22 protein-coding genes are annotated in these 23,215 nt (G+C 63.2%); 8 read left to right on the top strand and 14 right to left on the bottom strand.

Going from position 1 to position 23,215, the window contains the following annotated elements:
- Nucleotides 1–124 precede the first annotated feature (124 nt).
- Nucleotides 125–1,222, top strand: coding sequence for a carboxynorspermidine decarboxylase (locus HB675_RS22335; RefSeq protein ID WP_213881322.1), 1,098 nt, complete (start codon nucleotides 125–127; stop codon nucleotides 1,220–1,222).
- Between the two features lie 29 nt (nucleotides 1,223–1,251).
- A complete protein-coding gene (locus HB675_RS22340; RefSeq protein WP_213881323.1) occupies nucleotides 1,252–2,487 on the top strand; it encodes a saccharopine dehydrogenase family protein in 1,236 nt (411 codons plus the stop codon).
- 75 nt (nucleotides 2,488–2,562) lie between these two features.
- On the opposite strand, the gene HB675_RS22345 is transcribed toward HB675_RS22340, so the two are convergent.
- From HB675_RS22345 to HB675_RS22360, 4 genes are all read right to left on the bottom strand, one after another.
- The gene (locus HB675_RS22345) at nucleotides 2,563–3,351 is read right to left on the bottom strand and encodes an enoyl-CoA hydratase-related protein (RefSeq protein WP_213881324.1); all 789 of its coding nucleotides are present in this window, start codon (nucleotides 3,349–3,351) and stop codon (nucleotides 2,563–2,565) included.
- 129 nt (nucleotides 3,352–3,480) lie between these two features.
- Nucleotides 3,481–3,768 (bottom strand): DUF2790 domain-containing protein, encoded by a 288-nt coding sequence (locus HB675_RS22350; RefSeq protein ID WP_213881325.1) that lies wholly within the window; start codon nucleotides 3,766–3,768, stop codon nucleotides 3,481–3,483.
- Between the two features lie 412 nt (nucleotides 3,769–4,180).
- Nucleotides 4,181–4,975 carry an iron export ABC transporter permease subunit FetB gene (gene fetB, locus HB675_RS22355; RefSeq protein ID WP_213881326.1) on the bottom strand — a complete coding sequence of 265 codons (795 nt, stop codon included), beginning with the start codon at nucleotides 4,973–4,975 and terminating at the stop codon, nucleotides 4,181–4,183.
- Nucleotides 4,972–5,661 carry an ATP-binding cassette domain-containing protein gene (locus tag HB675_RS22360; RefSeq protein ID WP_213881327.1) on the bottom strand — a complete coding sequence of 230 codons (690 nt, stop codon included), beginning with the start codon at nucleotides 5,659–5,661 and terminating at the stop codon, nucleotides 4,972–4,974. The genes fetB and HB675_RS22360 overlap by 4 nt, the downstream gene beginning before the upstream one ends.
- A 275-nt stretch (nucleotides 5,662–5,936) precedes the next feature.
- Between HB675_RS22360 and HB675_RS22365 the strand changes: the two genes are divergently transcribed.
- Genes HB675_RS22365 through HB675_RS22375 form a run of 3 tightly spaced genes read left to right on the top strand, consistent with a single transcriptional unit; the run spans nucleotide 5,937 to nucleotide 9,577 of the window.
- Complete coding sequence (locus tag HB675_RS22365) at nucleotides 5,937–6,953, top strand: iron ABC transporter substrate-binding protein (RefSeq protein ID WP_213881328.1); 1,017 nt, start codon at nucleotides 5,937–5,939, stop codon at nucleotides 6,951–6,953.
- Between the two features lie 9 nt (nucleotides 6,954–6,962).
- The gene (locus HB675_RS22370; protein ID WP_213881329.1) at nucleotides 6,963–8,549 is read left to right on the top strand and encodes an iron ABC transporter permease; all 1,587 of its coding nucleotides are present in this window, start codon (nucleotides 6,963–6,965) and stop codon (nucleotides 8,547–8,549) included.
- On the top strand, nucleotides 8,546–9,577 hold the full coding sequence (locus HB675_RS22375) for an ABC transporter ATP-binding protein (protein WP_213881330.1): 1,032 nt from the start codon (nucleotides 8,546–8,548) through the stop codon (nucleotides 9,575–9,577). Before HB675_RS22370 ends, HB675_RS22375 begins: the two co-directional genes overlap by 4 nt.
- A gap of 152 nt (nucleotides 9,578–9,729) precedes the next feature.
- Here the strand turns inward: HB675_RS22375 and proP are convergent, their stop codons facing one another.
- The 8 genes from proP to HB675_RS22415 form a co-directional block, all read right to left on the bottom strand.
- Complete coding sequence (proP, locus tag HB675_RS22380; protein ID WP_213881331.1) at nucleotides 9,730–11,232, bottom strand: glycine betaine/L-proline transporter ProP; 1,503 nt, start codon at nucleotides 11,230–11,232, stop codon at nucleotides 9,730–9,732.
- A gap of 83 nt (nucleotides 11,233–11,315) precedes the next feature.
- Nucleotides 11,316–12,452, bottom strand: coding sequence for an FMN-dependent L-lactate dehydrogenase LldD (lldD, locus tag HB675_RS22385; RefSeq protein ID WP_213881332.1), 1,137 nt, complete (start codon nucleotides 12,450–12,452; stop codon nucleotides 11,316–11,318).
- A 78-nt stretch (nucleotides 12,453–12,530) separates the two neighbouring features.
- Nucleotides 12,531–13,094, bottom strand: coding sequence for an NUDIX hydrolase (locus HB675_RS22390; RefSeq protein ID WP_213881333.1), 564 nt, complete (start codon nucleotides 13,092–13,094; stop codon nucleotides 12,531–12,533).
- 5 nt (nucleotides 13,095–13,099) lie between these two features.
- Complete coding sequence (locus HB675_RS22395) at nucleotides 13,100–13,852, bottom strand: GntR family transcriptional regulator (RefSeq protein WP_213881334.1); 753 nt, start codon at nucleotides 13,850–13,852, stop codon at nucleotides 13,100–13,102.
- Between the two features lie 57 nt (nucleotides 13,853–13,909).
- Nucleotides 13,910–14,395 carry a flavin reductase family protein gene (locus HB675_RS22400; RefSeq protein ID WP_213881335.1) on the bottom strand — a complete coding sequence of 162 codons (486 nt, stop codon included), beginning with the start codon at nucleotides 14,393–14,395 and terminating at the stop codon, nucleotides 13,910–13,912.
- Nucleotides 14,396–14,408: 13 nt separating this feature from the next.
- Nucleotides 14,409–15,890, bottom strand: a complete 1,482-nt coding sequence (locus HB675_RS22405; protein ID WP_213881336.1) for an aldehyde dehydrogenase — start codon at nucleotides 15,888–15,890, stop codon at nucleotides 14,409–14,411.
- Entirely contained in the window at nucleotides 15,887–16,720 is an 834-nt protein-coding gene (locus HB675_RS22410) for an alpha/beta fold hydrolase (RefSeq protein WP_213881337.1), read from the bottom strand. Before HB675_RS22410 ends, HB675_RS22405 begins: the two co-directional genes overlap by 4 nt.
- A gap of 20 nt (nucleotides 16,721–16,740) precedes the next feature.
- Nucleotides 16,741–17,334 carry an amino acid synthesis family protein gene (locus HB675_RS22415; protein ID WP_213881338.1) on the bottom strand — a complete coding sequence of 198 codons (594 nt, stop codon included), beginning with the start codon at nucleotides 17,332–17,334 and terminating at the stop codon, nucleotides 16,741–16,743.
- Between the two features lie 381 nt (nucleotides 17,335–17,715).
- On the opposite strand from HB675_RS22415, the gene cfa reads away from it, so the two are divergent.
- Nucleotides 17,716–18,867 (top strand): cyclopropane fatty acyl phospholipid synthase, encoded by a 1,152-nt coding sequence (cfa, locus tag HB675_RS22420; protein ID WP_213881339.1) that lies wholly within the window; start codon nucleotides 17,716–17,718, stop codon nucleotides 18,865–18,867.
- Here the strand turns inward: cfa and HB675_RS22425 are convergent.
- Nucleotides 18,860–19,798 carry a class I SAM-dependent methyltransferase gene (locus HB675_RS22425; protein ID WP_213881340.1) on the bottom strand — a complete coding sequence of 313 codons (939 nt, stop codon included), beginning with the start codon at nucleotides 19,796–19,798 and terminating at the stop codon, nucleotides 18,860–18,862. The genes cfa and HB675_RS22425 overlap by 8 nt on opposite strands.
- Nucleotides 19,799–19,989: 191 nt before the next feature.
- Here HB675_RS22425 and HB675_RS22430 point away from each other — a divergent pair, with 191 nt between their 5' ends.
- A complete protein-coding gene (locus HB675_RS22430) occupies nucleotides 19,990–21,279 on the top strand; it encodes an EAL domain-containing protein (RefSeq protein ID WP_213881341.1) in 1,290 nt (429 codons plus the stop codon).
- Between the two features lie 81 nt (nucleotides 21,280–21,360).
- Nucleotides 21,361–21,909, top strand: a complete 549-nt coding sequence (locus HB675_RS22435) for a glutathione peroxidase (protein WP_213881342.1) — start codon at nucleotides 21,361–21,363, stop codon at nucleotides 21,907–21,909.
- On the opposite strand, the gene HB675_RS22440 is transcribed toward HB675_RS22435, so the two are convergent.
- Nucleotides 21,910–23,112, bottom strand: a complete 1,203-nt coding sequence (locus tag HB675_RS22440; protein ID WP_256737651.1) for an MFS transporter — start codon at nucleotides 23,110–23,112, stop codon at nucleotides 21,910–21,912.
- Between the last annotated feature and the right edge of the window lie 103 nt (nucleotides 23,113–23,215).

The raw sequence follows: 23,215 nt of genomic DNA on the forward strand, positions 1-23,215 counted from the left end.
CGGATTGCAGCCGACCACCACCACGTCATTCGGGCAGAAATATGCGCCGCGCCCTTTCGATCTCGGTCAAGTGCGGGCACAATTCGGGTCCTTTTTTTTGGCTAGCCGGGCCGGGGGCCTAGAAATGCTCAAAACGCCGTATTACCTCATCGATAAACAGAAGCTGCTGGGCAATCTGGAGAAGATCGCCTACGTGCGCGAGCACTCCGGGGCCAAGGCACTGTTGGCGTTGAAATGCTTTGCCACCTGGTCAGTGTTCGACTTGATGCAGCAGTACATGGACGGCACCACGTCGTCGTCGCTGTACGAACTCAAGCTGGGCCGGCAGAAGTTCGTCGGTGAAACCCACGCCTACAGCGTGGCCTGGGCCGATGACGAAATCGACGAGATGCTGGCCAACTGCGACAAGATCATCTTCAACTCCATCGGCCAGTTGCAGCGCTACGCCGAGGCCTCGGCCGGCAAGACCCGCGGCCTGCGGGTCAACCCCCAGGTCAGCAGCTCCGATTACCTGCTGGCCGACCCGGCCCGGCCGTTCAGTCGCCTGGGCGAATGGGATCCGGTCAAGGTCGAAGGGGTGATCGAGCAGATTTCCGGCTTCATGTTCCACAACAACTGCGAGAACGGCGATTTCGAGCTGTTCGACAAGATGCTGGGCACCATCGAGGAGCGCTTCGGTCATCTGCTGCACAAGGTCGAATGGGTCAGCCTGGGCGGCGGCATTCACTTTACCGGCGAAGGCTATGCCATCGACGCGTTCTGCGCGCGGCTCAAGGCCTTCTCCGAGCAGTACGGCGTGCAGGTCTACCTTGAGCCGGGCGAAGCGGCCATCACCCAGAGCGCCTCGCTGGAAGTCACCGTGCTCGACACCCTCTACAACGGCAAGCACCTGGCCGTGGTCGACAGCTCCATCGAAGCGCACATGCTCGACCTGCTGATCTACCGCCTGGACGCCAAGATGGCGCCCAACACCGGTGAACACCGCTACATGGTGTGCGGCAAGTCGTGCCTGGCCGGAGACATCTTCGGCGAGTACTCATTCGATCGTCCGCTGTCCATCGGCGATCGGCTGTCGTTCATCGACGCGGCAGGCTACACCATGGTCAAGAAGAACTGGTTCAACGGTTTGAAAATGCCAGCCATCGTAGTGAAACAACTCGACGGTAGTGTCGACGTGGTTCGCGAATTTGGTTTTGACGATTACCTGTCCAGCCTTTCGTAAGGCCGACAGATAAGGGAGTGGGAAAGAGATTGAAGAAGAACGTTCTTATCATTGGAGCAGGAGGTGTCGCCAAGGTGGTGGCCCACAAGTGCGCGCAGCACAACGACGAACTCGGTCGTATTGCTATCGCGTCGCGCAACATCTCCAAATGCCAGGCCATCATCGACAGCGTCAATGCCAAGGGCAGCCTCAAGGTGCCCGCCCAGATCCAGGCCTTTGCGCTGAATGCACTGGACGTTGAAGCGACCAAGGCGCTGATCCGCGAAACCGGGTCGCAGATTGTCATCAACGTCGGCTCCGCCTTCCTCAACATGTCAGTGCTGCGGGCGTGCATCGACACCGGCGTGGCCTATCTGGACACCGCTATCCACGAAGAGCCGGGCAAGGTCTGCGAAACGCCGCCCTGGTACGGCAACTACGAGTGGAAGCACCTGGACGAATGCAAGCAGAAAAACATCACGGCCATTCTCGGGATCGGATTTGACCCAGGCGTGGTCAATGCCTATGCCGCACTTGCCCAGCAGGAGTATTTCGACCACATCGAGTCGATCGACATCCTGGATGTGAATGCGGGCTCCCATGGCAAATATTTCGCCACCAATTTCGACCCGGAAATCAATTTCCGCGAATTCACCGGGCAAGTGTGGAGCTGGCAGAACAGCCAGTGGACCCGCAACACCATGTTCGAAGTCAAGCGCACCGATGACCTGCCGGTGGTGGGTTCACAGAACCTCTACCTGACCGGCCACGATGAAGTGCACTCGTTGTCCAAGAACCTCGACGTGCCCAACGTACGGTTCTGGATGAGCTTCGGCGAGCACTACATCAATGTGTTCACGGTGCTGAACAACCTCGGCCTGCTGTCCGAAAAGCCGGTCAGAACCGCCGAAGGCCTGGAAGTGGTGCCGCTCAAGCTGGTCAAGGCCGTGCTGCCGGACCCGTCCTCGCTGGCGCCGGGCTATGTGGGCAAGACCTGCATCGGTGACCTGATCAAGGGCACCCGCGACGGCCAGCCACGCGAGGTCTTCATCTACAACGTGGCCGACCACGAAGAAGCCTACGCCGAGACTGACAGCCAGGGCATCTCCTACACCGCCGGCGTGCCGCCGGTGGCCGCCGCGCTGCTGGTGGCGCGGGGCGAGTGGGATGTGCAACGCATGGCCAACGTCGAAGAATTGCCGGCCAGGGCGTTCCTCAAGGCGCTGGACAGCATGGGCCTGCCGACCCGCATCAAGGATGAACAGGGCGATCGGCCTTTGAATTGAGGCAGCCCTGATCGCGGGCTGCCCGCGCGCCTACGGTTGGCACCCGAAGGCGCGCGCGCAGCCCGCGATGAAGCCTCAGATCCACCCCGGCGACCGCTTTTCCAAAAACGCCTGCAACCCTTCCTGAGCCTGCGCACTGACCCGCACCTCGGCAATGCACTTCGCCGTGCGCGCTCGCAAATGCTCATCCAGCAGCGCCGTGCTCACCTCCAGCAGCAGCGCCTTGGTCTGCACCATGGCCGCCGGGCTGTTCAACAACAGATTGGCCAGCCAACGCTCGACCGCCGCGTCCAGTTCATCGTTGCTGAAACATTCAGCCAGCAGGCCCAGGGCACAGGCCTGTTCGCCATCGAAGCGCTCGGCCGTCAGGCCATAGCGACGTAGCGCACGGTGACCGATGGCCTGTGCCACATACGGGCTGATCACCGCTGGCACCAGGCCGATGCGCACCTCCGACAGGCAGAATTGCGCGCTCGTGCTACCGATGGCCATGTCGCAGCAGGCCACCAGACCCAGACCGCCGCCAAAGGCCGCGCCCTGGACCACCGCCAGGGTCGGTGTGGGAAACCCATGCAGGGCCTGCATCAACTGCCCGAGCCGTTCGGCATCACGCAGATTGGCATCGTAGGGCAGGGCGGCGCCTTGCTGCATCCAGGCCAGGTCTGCACCGGCACAGAAATGCCGGCCACGACCGCGCAGCACCAGCACGCGCAGGGCGGGATCATTTTTCAGCTGGGCAAGGGCGCTCAGCAGTTCCTCGATCATCTGGGCGTCGAAGGCATTGTGGCGTGCCTCACGGTCGAGCCAGAGTGTGGTCACACCGGGGGCGGTCTGTTCGAGGTGCAGGCTGGTGAATTCACTCATGGGCTGGCATCCTGAAAAGGGACGGTATGACCTTTACGTTAACGGAATACAGAAAAAATACCTACGCTTGAACTCGTCCCGCCAGCCCTCGCGCTGCCCCCCGCGCTGGCGGGAACTCGGAGCCCACGATCAACCATTCTCGCAGCCATCACCCATGCGGGTGTATTCCATGTTGTGGGTCACGCCTTTGGAGTCCTGGTAGATCATGTGCGAGGTCACCGGGCCGCAGCTGGTGACGCTGGGGGTGCTGATCTTGATGACTTTGGCGATGTCCAGGTTCTGCGAGTAGTCGTAGCGTACGGCGGCAACGGACGAGTCGGTAGCGGTGGCGCCAGCGCCCAGCGGTGAGTGGGTTTCGTTGTTGGCCGAGGCGTAGACACTGAACACCGACAAGGCGGCGAAGACGAGATATTTCATGACAGTTGCTCCAGTAGACTGAGAGGGAAGTGGTTTGTCTGGAGCTGATGTTAGGCGCGGCGGATTGCTAGCGGAAATGGAGGGAAGTGATAGCACTCATCACGCAAAGCAATACCTGACGATGCGTCCCGATTGCCAGGCGCCAGCGCATAGCCCCGCAGACAGGCGCGCAGAGGAAAAGTCACACGGTGTGCCTGCCGGTCGGGTCGATAGTCACTATCGACACGGTCAATATTTCAACCTTCGGCCCCAGTGGTAAAGTCCATCTCGAAGAACGAACAAGCCTGAAGTGTCAAACTCTTCCCCCGCGTGGCACTTCAGGCCTGCTCCCCTTCGAACTCTCTTTGGTTAAGTTTTTAGCCACCTCGTTTGAGGTGGCTTTTTTTTTTGCTCGGCCTTTTACCCAGACCCCTCACGTGCGACGGATCAGCCGTTGCACCACAAAGCGGTGGTCGCGGGAAAACAGTCGACGGTAGGTCAGAAACACCGCACACACCGTGCCCAGCGCCGACGACGCAGCGATCAGGAACATGATCACGATCTGATAGCGCACCGCCGCCAGCGGGCTTTCGCCAGCCAGCACCTGGCCGGTCATCATGCCTGGCAGGCTGACGATACCGACCACGGTCATCTGATTGAGGGTCGGCATCATGCCGGCGCGAACGGCTTGCCGGGCTGCCTCCTGTGCCGCCTCCCAGCGCGTGCCGCCCAAGGCCAGGATCATGTCGACGTTGACCCGGGTGGCCAGCAACTCCTGAGTCATGCGGTCGATGCCCAAAGACACGCCGGTCAGCGCATTGCCCAGGATCATGCCCAGAATCGGGATGGCGTACTGGGGCTCGTACCAGGGTTTGACGTGGATGATCAGGCCCAGGCCGATGGCCCCGATCAGCCATGAACTGGCCCACACCGAGAGGATGCTGTTGGCCAACTGGCCCTTGTAGGTCTGCTTGCCGCGCCCGGAGGCCGAGACCCCGGCGATCAGCGTCATCAGGCACATCAGCGGCAAGACCACATACCACCAGGCGTGGGCGAACACCCAGCCCAATACGTAGCCGATGGCCAATAGCTGCACCACGGTGCGCACGGCCGCGATCACCAACTGGCGACCCAGGCCCAGGTGCATCAGCAGTGACAGCACGCCGTTGACCAGAATCAGCGCGGCGGCAATGGCCACGTCCAGCATGGACAGGTTCTGGTAATTCATGCGAGGTCCTCGGCCTGCAACACACCGCCGACCATGCGCAGGTGGCGGTTACTGATGCGCGCGACCTGGGCCGGATCATGGGAGACCCAGACATAAGCGCGCTCGTGGGGACACTCACCGAACCAGTCCAGCACCAGCCCTTCCACGGCCGAGGCCGAGGCCGGGTCCAGTGCCGAAGTCGGCTCGTCCAGCAGCATCACGTGCGGTTCCAGTTGGAGGATGCGCACCAGCGCCATGATCTGTGCTTCACCGCCGGAAAGATCGGCGGCCTGTTTGGCAAGGAAGCTGTCATCTTTGCCGGCCTTGCGCAGCAATCTGGCGACACGATCCTGTTGGAAATGACGCGAACGATGGACCTTGAGGGCGAAGGGAAAGCGCAGATTGGCTTCGACGCTGCCGTCGGTGAGCGCCGGTTTCTGCGCCACGTAACAGACGTGGCTGCGGTAGCCCGGAATGTGCTCGCCGTGCACCGCCTGGCCGTGCCAGAACACCTCGCCCGAGCGCAGGGGGTCGAGCAGCGCGAGGGCGCGCAGAAAGACGCTCTTGCCCGAGCCCGAGGGGCCGGTGACGGCGGCCTGAGTGCCGGCCGTCAGGGCAAAGTCAGTGGGGGCCAGCAACAGCTGATCCGAGGAGGGTTGCTGTCGGCTCAGCTGCCTGGCGTGAAGCAGTGGGGGGCTGGACGTCATGTCTGATCCTTTCGGTACAACCGGTTACGCGGCACAGCCGCTGCGCAGCGGAGCAGGGTACCTGAGGGCAAAGCATACAGGGTTGGCGCAGCTTGCTTGCGAAGAGGCCGGGTCGGTCATGGGAAAATCTTGCACGAGGCGGTATGTGTCGATTTCAGACACAATTTTCACATCGCCATCACCGCTCGTTGATGAAATGCTCGCTAGTGTCGTTATCTTAATAATTAAGATTCGCATTTGTTAGGCGCATCACACCCACTGGAGCGGCTCAAACGATGATTTCGCGTATTCCTGCATTCCTGAAAATGAGCTTGCTGAGCACGGCACTGTTGGCCGGCGGTTACGTCTGTGCAGCGCCCAGCGCCGAGGGCATCGTGGTCTACAACGCCCAGCACGAAGGGTTGACCAAGGCCTGGGTCGAGGGCTTCAGCAAGGAAACGGGCATCAAGGTCACCTTGCGCAACGGCGACGACAGTGAAATGGGCAACCAACTGGTGCAGGAAGGCAAGGCTTCGCCTGCGGATGTCTTTCTGACCGAAAACTCCCCGGCCATGGTGCTGGTGGACAAGGCCGGGCTGTTCGCGCCACTGGCGCCGAGCACCCTGAGCCAGGTGGGCAGTGCCTATCGCCCGGCCCATGGGAACTGGACGGCGATTGCTGCGCGTTCCACCGTGTTTGTGTACAACAAGGACACACTCAAGGCGAGCGACCTGCCAGCCTCCTTGCTGGACCTGGCCAAGCCTGAGTGGAAAGGCCGCTGGGCTGCGTCACCGGGCGGTGCCGATTTCCAGGCCATCGTGGCAGCGGTGCTGCAGCTCAAGGGCGAGGCAGCCACCCTGGATTGGCTCAAGGCCATGAAAGCCAACGCGACGATCTACCGTGGCAACAGCGCGGTGCTCAAGGCGGTGAATGCCGGGCAGGTGGAGGGCGGGGTAATCTATCACTACTACAGTTATGTCGATCAGGCCAAGACCGGCGAAAACAGCAAGGACACCGCGCTGCATTATTTCAAGCACAAGGACCCAGGCGCCTTCGTGAGCATCTCCGGGGCTGGGGTGCTGGCCTCCAGCAAGCACCCTGAAGAGGCGCAGGCGTTCGTCACATACATCACCGGCCAGCAGGGCCAGGCGGTGCTGACCCACGGCAAGTCCTTCGAGTACGCCGTGGGCGAGGGCGCTGCTTCGCAGTCGACGCTGGTGCCCCTGGCCCAACTCGACGCTCCGGTGGTTGACGCCTCGACCCTGGACAACCGCAAGGCAGTGGCGCTGATGACCCAGGCCGGTCTGCTCTAAGTGCCTGGAATGTCCTCGGATAGCCCGCTTCATGCCGCCGCCCCGGTGCCCGCGCCGGGGCGGCGCTGGCGCTCGGGTCCGGCCAACGCCGGACTGCGCTGGACGGCACTGATCGTATCGCTGCTGGCGTTGTTGCCACTGGGCTTTGTGGTGCTGATCGCCGTGCAGAGTGGCTGGGAGACCGTCGCCGCCCTGGTGTTTCGCCCGCGAGTCGGCGAACTGCTGGTCAACACGTTGCTGCTGGTGCTGATCACGGTGCCGCTGTGTGTGGTGCTGGGGGTGAGCCTGGCCTGGTTGACCGAACGCAGCAACTTGCCGGGCCGGCGCCTGTGGTCCTTGCTGGCCACGGCGCCCATTGCCGTGCCAGCTTTCGTGCACAGCTACGCCTGGGTCAGCCTGGTGCCGTCGATCCATGGCCTGTGGGGCGCGGTGCTGGTGTCGCTGATTGCCTATTTCCCTTTTCTCTACCTGCCGGCGGCGGCGGTCTTGCGCCGGCTGGACCCTGCCCTCGAGGATGTTGCCCAGTCGCTGGGGTTGAGTGCCTGGCGCGTGTTTGTGCGGGTGGTGCTGCCGCAGTTGCGGCTGGCGATGCTCGGCGGTGGGTTGTTGGTGGCCTTGCACCTGCTGGCTGAATACGGCCTGTACGCGATGATCCGTTTCGACACGTTCACCACGGCGATCTTCGATCAGTTCCAGTCCAGCTACAACGGGCCGGCGGCGAACATGCTCGCCGGGGTACTGGCGTTATGCTGTCTGGTGCTGCTGGCCGTCGAATCTGCCGCCCGTGGCACGGCGCGCTATGCCCGGGTCGGCTCGGGCAGTGCGCGGATTCAGCCGGTGCAGCGGCTCGGGCGCCTTGGCCATTGGCTGGCACTGGGGTTGATGACAGTGACCGTCAGCCTGGCCCTTGGCGTGCCGCTGCTGACTGTGGGGCAGTGGCTGGTGGCCGGGGGGCTGACGCCCTGGCGCGACCCCGAGTTATGGAGCGCGTTACAACAGACACTGTGGTGGGCCTTGAGCGGGGCCGTGCTGACGACGTTGGCCGCTGTGCCGATTGCCTGGCTGTCGGTGCGGGCACCGGGGCGCTGGGTGCGGTTTCTGGAAGGCTGCAACTACATCAGCAGTTCGCTGCCGGGCATCGTCGTGGCCCTGGCCTTGGTGACCCTGACGGTGCATTACGCAAGACCCATCTACCAGACGGTGATCACGCTGCTGTTGGCTTATGTGCTGATGTTTGTGCCACGGGCCTTGGTCAGCCTGCGCAGCGGCATTGCCCAGGCGCCGGTGGAACTGGAAAACATCGCCCGCAGCCTCGGGCGCTCCCCGGCGCGGGCGCTGTGGGCGGTGACCCTGCGTCTGGCCGCACCGGGGGCGTCGGCGGGGGCGGCGCTGGTGTTTCTGGCCATCACCAACGAGCTGACCGCCACGTTGCTGCTGGCGCCCAACGGCACGAGGACCCTGGCCACCGCTTTCTGGGCTCGCACCAGCGAGATCGATTACGTGGCAGCGGCCCCTTACGCGCTGGTCATGATGCTGTTGTCGCTGCCCCTGACGGGCATTCTCTATTACCAATCCAGACGAGCCGCCGGTCGATGAGCGTCCTTGAACTTGCTGCACTCCACAAGACCTTTGCCGGTGTACGTGCGGTCGATGATGTCAGCCTGCGGGCGGCCGCGGGCAGCCGCACGGCCATCGTCGGTCCGTCCGGCTCGGGCAAGACCACGCTGCTGCGGCTGATCGCCGGCTTTGAGTGTGCCGATCAGGGCACGATCCACCTCGACGCGGCGCCGCTGTTGGATGGCGCCACCTCGGTACCGGCCCATTTGCGCCGCATTGGCTACGTACCCCAGGACGGCGCCCTGTTCGCCCACCTCAGCGTGGCCGATAACGTCGGTTTCGGTCTCAAGGGCTCGCGCGCCGTGCGCCGGCCCCAGGTACAGGCCCTGCTGGCCCAGGTGTCGCTGGACGCGTGCCTGATCGACCGCTGGCCCCACGAACTGTCCGGCGGCCAGCAACAGCGGGTGGCGCTGGCCCGCGCACTGGCCCAGCGGCCACGGCTGATGCTGCTGGACGAACCCTTCTCGGCCCTGGACACCGGGCTGCGTACCATCCTGCGCCAGGCCGTGACCCAGGTGCTCCACGCGGCCGGGATCACCACGATCCTGGTGACCCATGATCAGGCTGAAGCACTGTCCTTTGCCGATCAACTGGCGGTCATGCGCGAGGGGCGTCTGGTGCAGGCGGGCACCCCGCAAAGCCTGTACCGTGCGCCGGCGGACGCGCAGACCGCGCGGTTTCTGGGTGAGGCGCTCATTTTGCCGGCGCAGGTGCAGGGTGGCTGGGCAGACTGTGTGCTGGGCCGGGTCGCGGTGGGGGCCGGATCGGGGGCCAGCACGATCATGCTGCGTTCCGAACAGCTGCTGTTGGTAGATGAGGGTGCCTGGGCACAAGTCGTGAGCAGCGAATTCAGCGGCAGCCACTACCGCGTGGGTTTACAGCTGGAGGGCTGCGCGTTGGCAGTGCATCTGAATGTGCCGGTCAGCGACGAAGTCCGGCCGGGGGAGCGGGTGAGGGTGGGTATGACCGGGCAGGCTCATGTCTTCAAGGCTGGCCCGCTGGATTGAAGCCGGCATTGTTGGCCAGAAACGTCAGTCAACGACGAAGTCATACGCTCGTCCCCCGACCACGATCGTGTCCAGCCCTCGCCGTGGCGAGGGCCAGGCTGACCTCAGCATGGGAGGCGTAGCGTCAAATCACGGTGAAGCCCGCCTCAAGCTCAATTGATCCGAGGATGCTGGTGCACCAGCTCTTCGCGTTTGCTTTGCAGCTCGGCGATCTGTGCATCGATGTCCTCGATCTTCTGTTCGATGTTGTCGTGATGCTCCACCAGCAGTTCCTTGGCCTCGTCGAGGTCGGACGCCGTCGGTGCCGCGCCGCTCAGGGGCTTGTTGGCGGTCTCCTTCATGGTCAGCCCGGTGGCCAGGCCGATCACCGCCACCACCATCAGGTAATAAGCCGGCATATACAGGTTGCCGGTGGTTTCCACCAGCCACGCGGCGGCAGTGGGGGTCAGGCCGGCAATCAGCACCGAAATGTTGAAGGCGCTGGCCAAGGCGCTGTAGCGCACATGGGTGGGAAACATTGCCGGCAGGGTCGAGGCCATCACGCCGATAAAGAAGTTGAGCAGCACCGCAAGGATCAGCAGCCCGCAGAAGATCAGCCCGACCTGGCCGCTGACGATCAGGCTGAAGGCCGGAATGGCCAGGCAGAACAGGCCGATGCTGCCGCAGACGATGAACGGCTTGCGCCCGAACTTGTCACTCAGGCGACCGAACAGCGGCTGCACGAACAGCATTCCGACCATGATCGCGATGATGATCAACATGCCACGATTTTCGCTGTAGTGCAGGTTATGGGACAGGTAGCTGGGCATGTACGTCAAGAGCATGTAGTAGGTGACGTTGGTGGCCACCACGATGCCGACACAGGTGATCAAGCCGCGCCAGTGTTGCGTGGCGACTTCCTTGAAAGACACTTTCGGGCCCGCCGTCAGGCCTTCCTTGTCGCCTTGTTCGAGTTTTTCCACGTGTTGCTTGAACGCCGGCGTCTCTTCCAGGGAGTTACGCAGGTAAAGGCCGAGCATGCCCAGCGGCAAGGCCAGGAAGAAGGGCAGGCGCCAGCCCCAGGCCTGGAACTTATCCTCGCCCAGTACCGTGGAAATCAGCACCACGACGCCTGCACCGACCACAAAACCGGCGATGGAGCCGAAGTCCAGCCAGCTGCCCAGAAAGCCGCGCTTGCGGTCCGGTGCGTACTCGGCAACGAAGATCGACGCGCCGGTGTATTCACCGCCCACCGAGAAGCCCTGTGCCATCTTGGCCAATAACAGCAGGATCGGCGCCCAGATGCCGATGCTGGCGTAGGACGGGATCAGGCCGATGGCAAAGGTGCTCAATGACATGATCACGATGGTGGCAGCCAGCACTTTCTGCCGGCCGTAACGGTCACCCAGGGCGCCGAAGAACAGCCCGCCGAGCGGCCGGATCAGGAACGGCACCGAAAAGGTCGCCAGCGAAGCGATCATCTGTACGCTGGGGGAGGCGCTGGGGAAGAACACCTTGCCCAGCACGTAGGCGACGAAGCCGTAGACACCGAAGTCGAACCACTCCATCGCGTTGCCCAGCGCCGCAGCGGTGATCGCCTTGCGCATCTTCTCGTCGTCGACGATGGTGATGTCGCCCAGGCCCATGGGGTTGCTGCGTTTCTTGCGTAATTTCATGCGTGCCTCTCGTGACAAAAGGGCGCCGGGACCTTTACAGGAGCCAGCTCTCTTGCATCAGAGTTATTGGCACGCTCAATAATTCAGTACGCGGCAAGAGACTCCCGGGTGATTTCGCTGATGGACTTGGCGCCGGTCAGCACCATGGCCACGCGCATTTCCTTTTCGATCAGGTTCAGCAGGTTGCTCACGCCGGCACCGCCGGCCACCGCCAGGGCATAGACGAACGCCCGGCCCAGCAACACAGCGTCGGCACCCAGCGCGATCATGCGCACGATGTCCAGGCCGTTGCGAATGCCGGAGTCGGCGAGGATCTTCAGTTCGCCCTTGACCGCATCGGCGATCGCCGGCAGCGCCCGCGCGCTGGACAGCACGCCGTCCAGCTGGCGCCCGCCATGGTTGGAGACGACGATGCCGTCGGCGCCGAAAGTCACCGCATCGCGGGCGTCCTGGGGATCGAGGATGCCCTTGATGACCATTGATCCTGGCCAGAAATCACGAATCCACTCCAGATCCTTCCAGGAAATCGACGGGTCGAAATTGCTGCCCAGCCAGCCGATGTAGTCGGCCAGCCCCGTGGGGTTGCCCCGGTAGGTGGAGATATTGCCCAGGTCATGCGGACGGCCGAGCAGGCCGACGTCCCAGGCCCAGGCGGGCCGGCTGAAGGCTTGCAGCATACGCCGCAGCGGACCGTTGGGGCCGCTCATGCCTGAATGGGCGTCACGGTAGCGGGCGCCGGGCACCGGCATGTCGACCGTGAAGATCAGGGTGGTGACCCCGGCAGCCTTGGCCCGCTCCAGAGCGTTCTTCATGAAGCCGCGATCCTTGAGCACATATAACTGGAACCACATGGGCCGGCTCAGGTTGGGCGCGACCTCTTCGATGGGGCACACTGACACGGTGGACAGGGTAAAGGGAATGCCCTTGGCGTCTGCAGCCTTGGCCGCCTGCACTTCGCCACGCCGGGCGCACATGCCGCACAGGCCGATGGGGGCCAGCGCGGCGGGCATCGACAGGGTTTCGCCGAAAAGCTGGGTCTCCAGGCTCAACTCGGACATGTTGCGCAGCACCCGCTGGCGCAGGGCGATGCCGGCCAGGTCCTCGACGTTATGCCGCAGGGTGTGTTCGGCGTAGGCGCCGCCGTCGATGTAGTGAAAAAGGAAGGGCGGCAGTTTGCGCTGGGCCGCAGCGCGGTAGTCGGTAGAAGCCGAAATGATCATGGGCGAAGGGGGTCTCTTGTTGGAAGGCGCCGTATTCGTATAGCCCATGTTGCGGGGTCGCGACAGCTACACCGCGTTTCAGCGCATGAAATGCACCATACCCTGTTCATCATTGCCCATGTACATCCCGTACACCCCGGCCTGGCGCTCCTCGATATAGCGCTCCAGAATTTGCCGGATGGCGGGATAGTAGATGTTGTCCCAGGGGATCTGATCAGGGGCGAAAAACTGGCAGGCCAGGGTCTCGGCGCCAAACTGGCCGGTGATTTCCAACGCCTGGGCGCGGAACACGATGTACACCTCGCTGATGCGCGGCACGCTGAAAATCGAGTAGGGCGAAATGATTTCGGCGCGTACGCCGCTTTCTTCCCAGACTTCCCGCAAGGCCGCCTGCTCGGTGCTTTCGCCGGCTTCCATGAAGCCGGCGGGCAGGGTCCAGGTCCCGGGACGCGGGGCGATGGCGCGCTGGCACAAGAGGTAACGGCCCTGCTGCTCGATGATGCAGCCGGCGATGATCTTCGGGTTGACGTAATGCACGTAACCGCAACCTCGGCAGACCAGGCGCAGATGGGTGTCGCCCGGAGGAATGGCCTGGGCCAGGGCAGCTGAACCGCATTGCGGGCAAAAGCGGGGAGCGGCCATGGCGGTCAGTGACCTATGCGCGGTTCTTTCTGGACGATGGGGGTGGCGATGTCGCGGATCTTGGCAGGGGCGTTCTGCTGCCGACGCAAGTAGTCCAGCGCCACGTTGGCAGCGGCGCGCACGTGATCCACCGAGGCCTGATGGGCCGCCATGGGGTCGCCGCTCTTGATGGCGGCGACAATGCGCTGCATTTCTTCGTTACTGGCGCCGCGACGGTTTTCCTGGGACACCGAGGTCGCGCGCAAGTAACTGATGCGCGCCTGCAACTGGCGCAACTGGGTGGCCGCGACGTGGTTGCCCGAACCTTCCAGCAAGACGTCGTAAAAGCCCTGCACCGAGTCGAGCACCTGGGGCAACTCGGCTTCTTCCAATGCCTGGCGATTGATTTCAAGCGCCTTTTCCAGCGCGCGGATGTGCTTGGCCTTGGCGTTCAAGGTGAACAGCTGCACAATCAGGCCTTCGAGTACACAGCGCAACTCGTAGATATCCCGGGCATCTTCCAGGGTGATGATGGCCACGCGCGGCCCCTTGGCGTCGGCAAATTCCACCAGCCCTTCGGATTCCAGATGCCGAAGCGCTTCACGCACCGAGGTGCGGCTGACCCCGAGGCGGTCGCACAGGTCGCGCTCGACCAGGCGATCGCCCGGCAACAACTGAAAGTTCATGATGGCGCTGCGCAGTTTCTCCAGCACGATTTCGCGCAACGTGACCGGGTTGCGATTGACCTTGAAGCTGTCGTCCATAGGCAGGCGTTTCATTGTGTTGACTCTGGTGTGGGCGTGCCCGGTAAAAGACGCAAGTTTATCATGCAGCGCCTACGACAACGCCGGGATGGCACCCAGTTTGCCGCGGAAATACAGCATGGGGGACACCGCCTCCTCGGGCAGGATCAGGTTTTTCACCTCGCCGACGATGATGGCATGGTCACCGCCTTCGTATTCACGCCACAGTTCGCATTCGATGATGGCGGTGGCCTTGGCCAATAGCGGGTTGCCCAGTTCGCTCAGGTGCCATTGAATGTCCTTGGCCTTTTCCTTGCCTTTGCTGGCGAACGCATAGGCCTCGGCCTGCTGCTCGGCACCCAGCAAGTGGATGGCAAAGCGTTTGCTGGCCTTGAGGATCGGGTAGGTGTCGGACTCGTAGTTGGGGCAGAACAGCACCAGCGCTGGGTGAATCGACAGCGCGCTGAACGCGCTGGCGGTGATGCCGACGATGCCGCCGTCCTCGTCCAGGGTGGTGACCACCGTGACGCCGGAGGGGAAGGATGCCATTACTTCTTTGTAGATACTGGGTTCGATCATGTCAGGCCACCTCTTAACGCATTACGAACGGATCAGGCATGGGTGCCTGGGACAGGTTGATCCAAACTGTTTTCAGTTCGGTATAGGCCAGTACTGAATCGATACCGCTTTCACGACCGTAGCCGCTGTTCTTGAACCCGCCGATCGGCGCCATGGCGGACACCGCGCGGTAGGTATTGACCCAGATGATACCTGAGCGGATGTCCCGTGCCAGCCTGTGCGCACGTCCAAGATCGCGGGTCCAGATGCCGGCAGCCAGACCCAGCTGCGAATCGTTGGCCAGCGCCAGGGCGTGGGCTTCGTCCTTGAAGGGGATGACGGCGGCCACCGGACCGAAGACTTCCTGTTGCATGATGGCCAAGGACTGACTGTCGCATTCGAACAGGGTCGGTTCGTAGTACCAGCCGTCGCTTCCCGTGTCAGCGCGCTTGCCGCCCATGCGCAAGGTAGCGCCCTGGGCCACGGCTTCGGCCACCAGGCGCTCGACCACGGCCAGTTGCTGGGCGGTGGCCATAGGGCCCATTTCGCTGGCCTCGTCCTGGGGGCTGCCGATGCGGATGCGTTGGGCGCGTTCGATCAGGCGGGTCACGAATGTTTCATAGATCTCTTCCTGCACCAGCAGGCGTGAGCCGGCCACGCAGCTCTGCCCGGAGGCGGCATAGATGCCCGCCACGGCACCATTGATGGCGCTGTCCAGGTCGGCGTCGGCAAAGATGATATTGGGTGACTTGCCGCCCAGTTCCAGCGACAGCCTGGCAAAGTTTTCGGCACTGCCGCGTACCACATGGCGAGCCGTTGCGGCGCCGCCGGTGAAGGCGATCTTGCGCACCAGCGGGTGGCGGGTCAGCGCGGCCCCGGCGCGCGGGCCGTCACCGGTGACCACGTTGACCACGCCCGGTGGAATCCCGGCCTGCAGCGCCAGACGCGCCAGCTCCAGGACGGTCGCCGAGGCATGCTCCGACGGCTTGATGACGATGGTATTGCCAGCTGCCAGGGCAGGCGCCAGTTTGATTGCCGTGAGGTACAGCGGGCTGTTCCAGGGGATGATCGCCGCCACCACGCCGAGGGCCTCGTGCACGGTGTAGGCGAACAGGTCCGGCTTGTCCAGCGGCAGGGTACCGCCTTCGAGTTTGTCGGCCAGGCCGGCGGTGTAATGGAAGAATTCCGGCAGGTAAGTAACCTGGCCCCGGGTCTCGCGGATCAGCTTGCCGTTGTCGCGGCTTTCCAGCTGCGCAAGAGCTTCCTTGTTTTCGCTGATCAGGTCGCCCAGGCGGCGCAGCAGTTTGCCCCGCGCGGTGGCGGTCAGCCCGCGCCAGGCCGGGTTGTCGAAGGCGTGCTGGGCGGCCTGCACGGCGCGCTCCACATCGGCCTCGCCAGCATCGGGCAGCAACGCCCAGGGCGTCGCGGTGGAGGGGTCGAGGCTTTCGAACGTAGCACCGTCGAGAGCGTCGACCCATTGGCCGTCGATGCACATCTGGAAGAGGGCAAGCGTCATGCGAGAATCTCCTGGGCGGGTTGGCTGAGGGGCAGTGCATGGGCGAGGAAGTCCAGCAGCAGCCGGTTGACCTGCCGTGGCGACTCGACCGCCATCATGTGCCTTTGTTCCGGCAGCACCGCCACCTGGGCGCCGGGAATGCGGGCGGCCAGTTGCTGGGCCATCAACGGTGTGGAACCTGGGTCCAGCTCGCCGGTGGCGATCAACGTCGGCGCCTTTATGCTGGACAGCTGCTCGCTGCCGTACTGGTCCTGGGTGGCGAACAACTGGTAGGTGGTCTGATAACCCTGCGGGTCATTGCTGGCCAAGGTCTGGCGCAGGGCGTTGATCTGCGCGGGGTTGGCCGCCTGGTACTCCTCGCTGAACCAGCGTGACAAGGCACCCTCGGCGTTGGCGGCGGGGCCATGTTCGGCGGCCTGACGGCTGCGCTCGATCACGCCGGCGCTTTGTTCGGCGCTGCGGTTGAACACGCTGTTGAGCACCACCATCGCGCTCAGTTGTTGGGGGTGCTCCAGGGCAAAGGCGCGGGCTACCAGACCGCCCATGGAAAAGCCGATCACTGTGGCCTGGGGTAACTGCAAGTGCTGCAACAACTCGTGCAACTGCCGGGCGTACTCCTTGAGCCCCGTACCCGGTACTGGCAGCGGGCTGGCACCATGACCAAGCATGTCGTAGGCGATCACTTGATAGTGCGCCGCCAGGCCGACCCGCTGGCCGCCCCACATTTCCTTGTTCAGGCCGACCCCGTGGATCAACACCACAGGATGGCCGCTGCCGCTGACCAGATAACTGGTGCCAGCGGGCGTGGTTTCAGCGATGAGCCGAGTCATGGCGTGCTCCTGCAGGGCGCTCAGCGCCCGGCCTTTTCGGCGGCGATTTCTTCCAGGTCGATGTAGCGATTGCCGATGCGCGGGTGCAGACGGCCACCGTCGGCGCAGCCCAGGACCACGACGATTTCATCGGCGCGGGGGGCGTCTTCGATCTTGAACTCCAGGGTGATGTAGTGCGAGCGCAGGCCCTCGTCGTCCTTGTGCATCATCGGGATCTGGATCGAGGTGCCGGGGGCGCCGCGCTTGTTGGTGAAGCTCAGGTAGCTTTTGGCCTTGACCGCTTCACGGTAATGATTGCCAAAACGCAGGGTATGGATGACCGCCGAGGCGTGTTCAATCTCGCCATCGGCACCCACCACTGCCGCCTTGCCATACGCCTCGATGCGCTCGGCACCGCCAATGGCGGCCACCAGACGCTCCACCATCAATGCACCGAGCTCCGAGCAGTGGGCTTTGATCAGCGGCTTGAGGTCTTCGACAAAACCTTGCCCGACCCATGGATTCTTGATCACTGCGGCCAGGCCGATCATGGTCACAGGGGTGTCCGAGGCTTTACCGCCTTCGATGAACGTCTGCTCGGAATAGGTCACGATCTTGCGGATTTCGAAACTCATGGCGCGGCACCTGGTTGGCTAGGTATTTCGTCTGATGGTATACCAAAAACCGAAACGTTCAAGCGGGTTTTTGATGGGGTGGGGGGTGTGCTTGACGCGCGATCTCCTGAAGAACGGCCACCGCCCCCCCGCAGGGCGGGTGACAAGGCTCAATGGGCTATAAAAAGAATCTCCCCTGATCAACGACTTGCCGACACCAATCTTCCGGTAATAATCTAAACGTCAAAGAACCATTGAATACCTCTATGGTCTCGATAGTGAATGGCAACGACAGCCGACGTTCAGATCGGTTACAAAAACAAGATCCCAAAGAGAGGTTACCGGTGAGGCCTGCAGCGAGCGTTGCGGCCTGATGATTTTGACTTTAGCCAAGGTTGAACCATGCAAACCAATCTCACAGGCTCTTCGAGCCTGGCAGTCAGCAAAAACAAGGCTCAGCGTTTCGTCGAGGAGCTGCTCGCCAGGGCAGATATCACTGTGAACGGCGCAGCGCCCTGGGATATGCAGATCCTTGGTTCCGGGGTGGCGGAGCGGGCATTGGCCAAGGGTAACCTGGGCCTGGGCGAAGCTTACATGGACGGCGACTGGGACGCGGCGCAACTGGACGAGTTCTTTAATCGCTTGTTGCGCGCCGGTATTGCCGACCACGTCAACCCGTCGGCGCTGTTGTTTCATGTGTTGGCGGTCAAGTTGATGAACCGCCAAAACAAGTACAAAGCCTGGGAAGTCGGCGAGCGACACTACGATCTGGGCAACAGTTTCTACGGCGCGATGCTCGACGAGCGGATGACCTACACCTGCGGTTACTGGAAAGACGCCACCACACTGCCGCAGGCCCAGGAAGCGAAACTCGACCTCATCTGCCGCAAGTTGCAGCTCAAACCCGGCATGCGTGTGCTGGACATCGGCTGTGGCTGGGGCAGTTTCATGTCGTATGCCGCTGAACACTATGGCGTCGAGTGCGTCGGCGTGACCATTTCCCGCGAACAGGCCGAGTGGGGCCGTGAGCGCTACGCCCACTTGCCCATCGAGTTTCGCCTGCAGGACTACCGCGATGTCGACGAGCCGTTCGATGCCATTGCCAGTGTCGGCATGTTTGAACATGTGGGGCCGAAAAATTATTCGACTTATATGCAAACTGCCCGGCGCTGTCTCAAGGACGATGGGCTGTTTCTGTTGCACACCATTGGCAAGAACCAGGCCGGCTCCCCGGACCCATGGATCGACAAATACATCTTCCCCAATGGCGAGGTGCCGACCCTGGCGCAGATGACCGAAGCCTTCGAAGGGGTGTTCGTCGCCGAGGATCTGCACAACTTCGGGCCCGACTACGACCGCACCCTGATGGCGTGGTGCGAACGCTTCGAGGCCAGCTGGCCGACGTTCGCCGCGACCCTGGGCGAGCGCTTCTTTCGCATGTGGCGCTACTACCTGTTGTCCTGCGCCGGCGCCTTTCGCGCACGGGACTTGCAGCTGTGGCAATGGGTGCTGTCCAAGCGCGGCATCGTCGGCGGTTACCAGCGGGTCACTTGAGGCTGAAGACCATGGCCTTCAGTCCGCTGACCGGGTCGATGTCAGGAAACTCCGGGGGGTTGGCCAGGCGTTCGCGCCACTGTAACTGTGGCGCCTCACGGGCCATGGTGTCGACGATGAAGTCCGGGCCGATGGCAGGATCGTTGACGCAAGCCAGCACCACCCCGTCGGGCGTCAGCAGTTCCGGCAGGCGCCGCAGGACCTTGGCGTAGTCCTGGGTCAGCACGAAGCTGCCTTTCTGGAACGTTGGCGGGTCGATCAGCACCAGGTCGTAAGGCCCGCTCTTGCGCACCTTCCCCCAGGATTTGAACAGCTCGTGGCCGAGAAACTCCACCCGCGTCAGGTCATGGCCGTTTAGCCGGTGGTTGTCGCGGCCGCGGCTCAGCGCCGCCCGGGCCATGTCCAGGTTGACCACCCGGCTGGCGCCGCCGGCGATGGCGGCCACTGAAAACCCGCAGGTGTAGGCAAAGAGGTTGAGCACACGCTTGCCGGCGGCCTGCTGCTGGACCCATTGGCGGCCCAGACGCATGTCAAGAAACAGGCCGATGTTCTGCTTGATGCCCAGGTCGAGCTGATAACGCAAGTCGTGTTCGCAGATGACACGTCGTTGTTCCACATCCCCCAGCAGCCACTGGGTGGCACTGTCGGGCAGGTAGCGATGCTGCAACAACAGTGCAGTGGCCCCGGCATCGCGCCAGACATCGGTGGTGGTCAGGTGCAGCAGGCGGCTTTGCAATTCGGCCAGGGCTGCGGGCTCGGGTTCACGAAACAGCGCCACCAGCAGCACCCCCTGGAGCCAGTCCACGGTGAGCTGCTCCAGGCCCGGCCAGCAGCGGCCACGGCCATGGAACAGGCGACGGGTTTCCAAGGGAGGCTCGCGCAGGGCGTCAAGCAGATGGGTATGAAGCGTATCGAGGGCGTGTGAGTTCATGGCGGCATTATCCGGGCCCGTCGAATGCTTATCAAATACTTCAGGGATGCGCCCAGCCGGAACTCGCAAGGGTGAGCTGCGTCTCAGAAATGAATGTCACTGGTCGTACCGTTTGGTAAATAAACCGACGCATTACTATGCTCTCACACAGCTAGCACATTGAAACCGTATTGGATCACGGAGGTTCCTGGATGAATATGTCGGCCGATCAACTGGTGGACCTGGTGTCCCTCAAGCCGCAGTCCAGCGGCGGGCCCCAGGCAGGACATCATTCGGTAGAGCGGGTACTCCATGCCCTGCGTACCCATCTGGGCATGGACGTGGCGTTCGTGTCAGAGTTTCGCGAGGTCGATCGGGTGTTTCGCTATGTCGATGCCGGGGGCGAATCGCCGATCGCCGCAGGCGACGCCTTGTCCCTGGAGGTCGGCTATTGCCAGCGGGTGGTGGACGGTCGCTTGCCCGAACTGATCCCCGACACGGCCGGTTTCGAAGAGGCCATGGCCTTGCCGGAAACCACGGCCATCCCCATCGGCTCGCACCTGAGCGTGCCCATCCGCTTGAGCGACGGGCGCCTGTATGGCACGTTCTGCTGCTTCGGCTACGCCAAGGATCAATCTCTGGGCGAACGCGACTTGCAGGTGATGCGGGTGTTCGCGGACCTGGTCACCGAGCGCATCGAAAGCGACCTGACTCGCGACCAGGACCGAGAGAACAAACGCGCACGCTTGCGCAAGGCCATGGCCACCCGCCAGCCGGCGATTGTCTATCAACCGATCTTCGACCTCTGCGACATGCACGTGTCCGGCTGGGAATGCCTGTCGCGGTTCAATGTCGAGCCGGGGCGAACACCCGACCTGTGGTTCCAGGAAGCCGCTGACATCGGCATGGGCGAGGACCTGGAGTGTCACGCCATCAGCGCGGCGCTGGCCGGGTTGGGAATGTTCCCCGGGGATATGTACCTGGCGATCAATTGCTCGCCGGAACTGGTGCTCAGTCATCGTCTCGACGAACTCTTGCAAGGCTACCCGGCCCAGCGCATCGTGCTGGAGATCACCGAGCACGCCGTGGTGCAGGACTACCGTGAAATGGAGACCGCCCTGGCCGGCCTGCGTCAGCGCGGTATGCGCGTGGCCATCGACGATGCCGGGGCCGGGTACGCAAGCATGCGCCACATCCTGCGGCTGCGCCCGGACATGATCAAACTGGACATCAGCCTGACCCAGGGCATCGATCTGGACCCGCAACGCCGTGCGATGGCTTCGGCGCTGGTGGCGTTCGCTCGTGAAACCGGGAGCACCATCGTCGCCGAGGGCGTAGAAACCCTTCAGGAACTGGAGGTGCTCAAACGCCTGGGGGCCGACAAGGTGCAGGGTTTCCTGCTCGGCCATCCGCTGGCGTTGAGCGATGTCAAACGCTTGAATATCCGCGCCCAGGGCGGCGGTTTTGGCAGTGCCACCTTGCAGGCGCCGCTGCGCGGTTGAGCAGCAGAGGCTGTGCAGCGGGGTGGCAGTCGTGGTATTGCTTGAGGCTGTTTTTCCAACGTGAGCCGAGGAACGCCTCCCATGACTGCCAAGCTCTATGACATCCCGCTGAAAAAAATCGACGGGGCCCAGGCCAACCTGGGCCAGTACGCCGGCAAGGTGCTGCTGGTGGTCAACGTCGCCTCCAAATGCGGCCTGACCCCGCAGTACACCGGGCTGCAAGCGTTGTACCGCAGCAAGCACGGCGAAGGCCTGGAAGTGCTGGGGTTTCCCGCCAACAACTTCAAAGGCCAGGAGCCGGGCACCGAGGCCGAGATTCAGGATTTCTGCTCGGTGAACTATCAGGTGGACTTTGCGCTGTTCTCGAAAATCTCCGTGGTCGGCGACGACCAGCACCCGTTGTACGCCGAGCTGACCCAGGCGCAACCCAGCGCCGAAGGTGACGGCCCGTTTCGCGAGCGTCTCAAGGGCTACGGCGTGGAGTCGGCGAGCCCGAGTGACGTGTTGTGGAATTTCGAAAAATTCCTCATCGACCGCAAGGGTCAGGTCGTGGGCCGCTTCGCTCCGGATGTCGCGGCAGATGACCCGCGCCTGGTCGCGGCCATCGATGCGGCGCTCGCCCAGGCCTGATCAGCGCACCGATGTGCCCCTGGCCAGGAGGAATCTGGCCAGGGCAACCAACGGCAGCGCGCTGCCGGCACAGGCCACCCACAGCCAGCCGCCGCGTTCGAACAACGCACTGGCCAAGGCCGAACCCATCGCGCCTCCGGCAAAGATACTGGTGGTGTACAGCGCATTGAGGCGACCGCGACTGGCCGGGTCCAGGGCGTAGATCGCCCGTTGGCCCAGCACCATGTTCATCTGCACGGCAAAATCCAGCAGCACGCCCGTGAAGGCGAGGGTGATCACCCCCCACGCCGAGGGCAGCAGCCAGGTGCAGAAGCTGAGTGGCGCCAGAATCATCGCCAGCAGCGAGGCGCGCTGGGTATGACCCGCATCGGCCAGGCGGCCGGCAATGGGGGCAGCCACCGCACCGATGGCGCCCACCAGCGCAAAGATCGCGATCTGTGATTGCGAAAGACCATGATGCCGCGCCAGCTCCAGCGGTACTGCGCTCCAGAACAGGCTGAACGCCGCAAACATCAAGCCCTGGTAGAAGGCCCGCTGACGCAGCACCGGCTGCGCCATGAACAGGTGCGCGAGGGAGCGCAGCAACTGCGGATACGTGGCCGAATGGCTCGGCTGGTGGCGCGGCATGGCGAGGCTGATCACCAGCAGGATGGCCAGCATGACCACGGCGGCGACGATGAATACCGCGCGCCAGCCAAAATGGTCCGCCAGCACGCTGGACAGGGGCCGGGCCAGCAGGATGCCCAGCAGCAGGCCGCCCATGATGCTGCCCACCACGCGACCACGGCTGGCCTCGGGGGCGAGGTTGGCCGCCAGCGGGATCAGGATCTGCACCGACACCGAACTGAAGCCAATCAGCACGGACACCAACAGGAAGCTGCCGGGGTGCTCGGTCATTCCCGCCGCGATCAGGCTGACGCCGGCCAGCAGGGTCGTGCAGAGCATCAGCGCGCGGTTTTCCACCAGGTCGGTCAGCGGCACGAGAAAAAACAGGCCGACGGCATAGCCGATCTGGGTCAACGACACGATCAGGCTGGCGCTGTGGCTGGAAATGCCCAGGTCCGGTGCAATCAGGTCGATGATGGGTTGGGCGTAATAGATGTTGGCGACGATGGCGCCGCAGCAGAAAGCGAACAGCAGGGTGAGACCGCGCGTCATCACGGCAGCCGGGCGGCCGGAGGCGGTTTCGGATAGATTGCTCATGGGCACGGGTTCCAGAAGGGGCGAGCCCATGGTACGCCAAAGCCCCTGCGGGCGCAGGTCGCTCCAGTGCAAATGGCGGTCGCCGCAGGACGTTTCACGGCGC

Origin of the sequence: Pseudomonas sp. dw_358 (assembly GCF_018449655.1) — a bacterium.
Lineage (GTDB): Bacteria > Pseudomonadota > Gammaproteobacteria > Pseudomonadales > Pseudomonadaceae > Aquipseudomonas.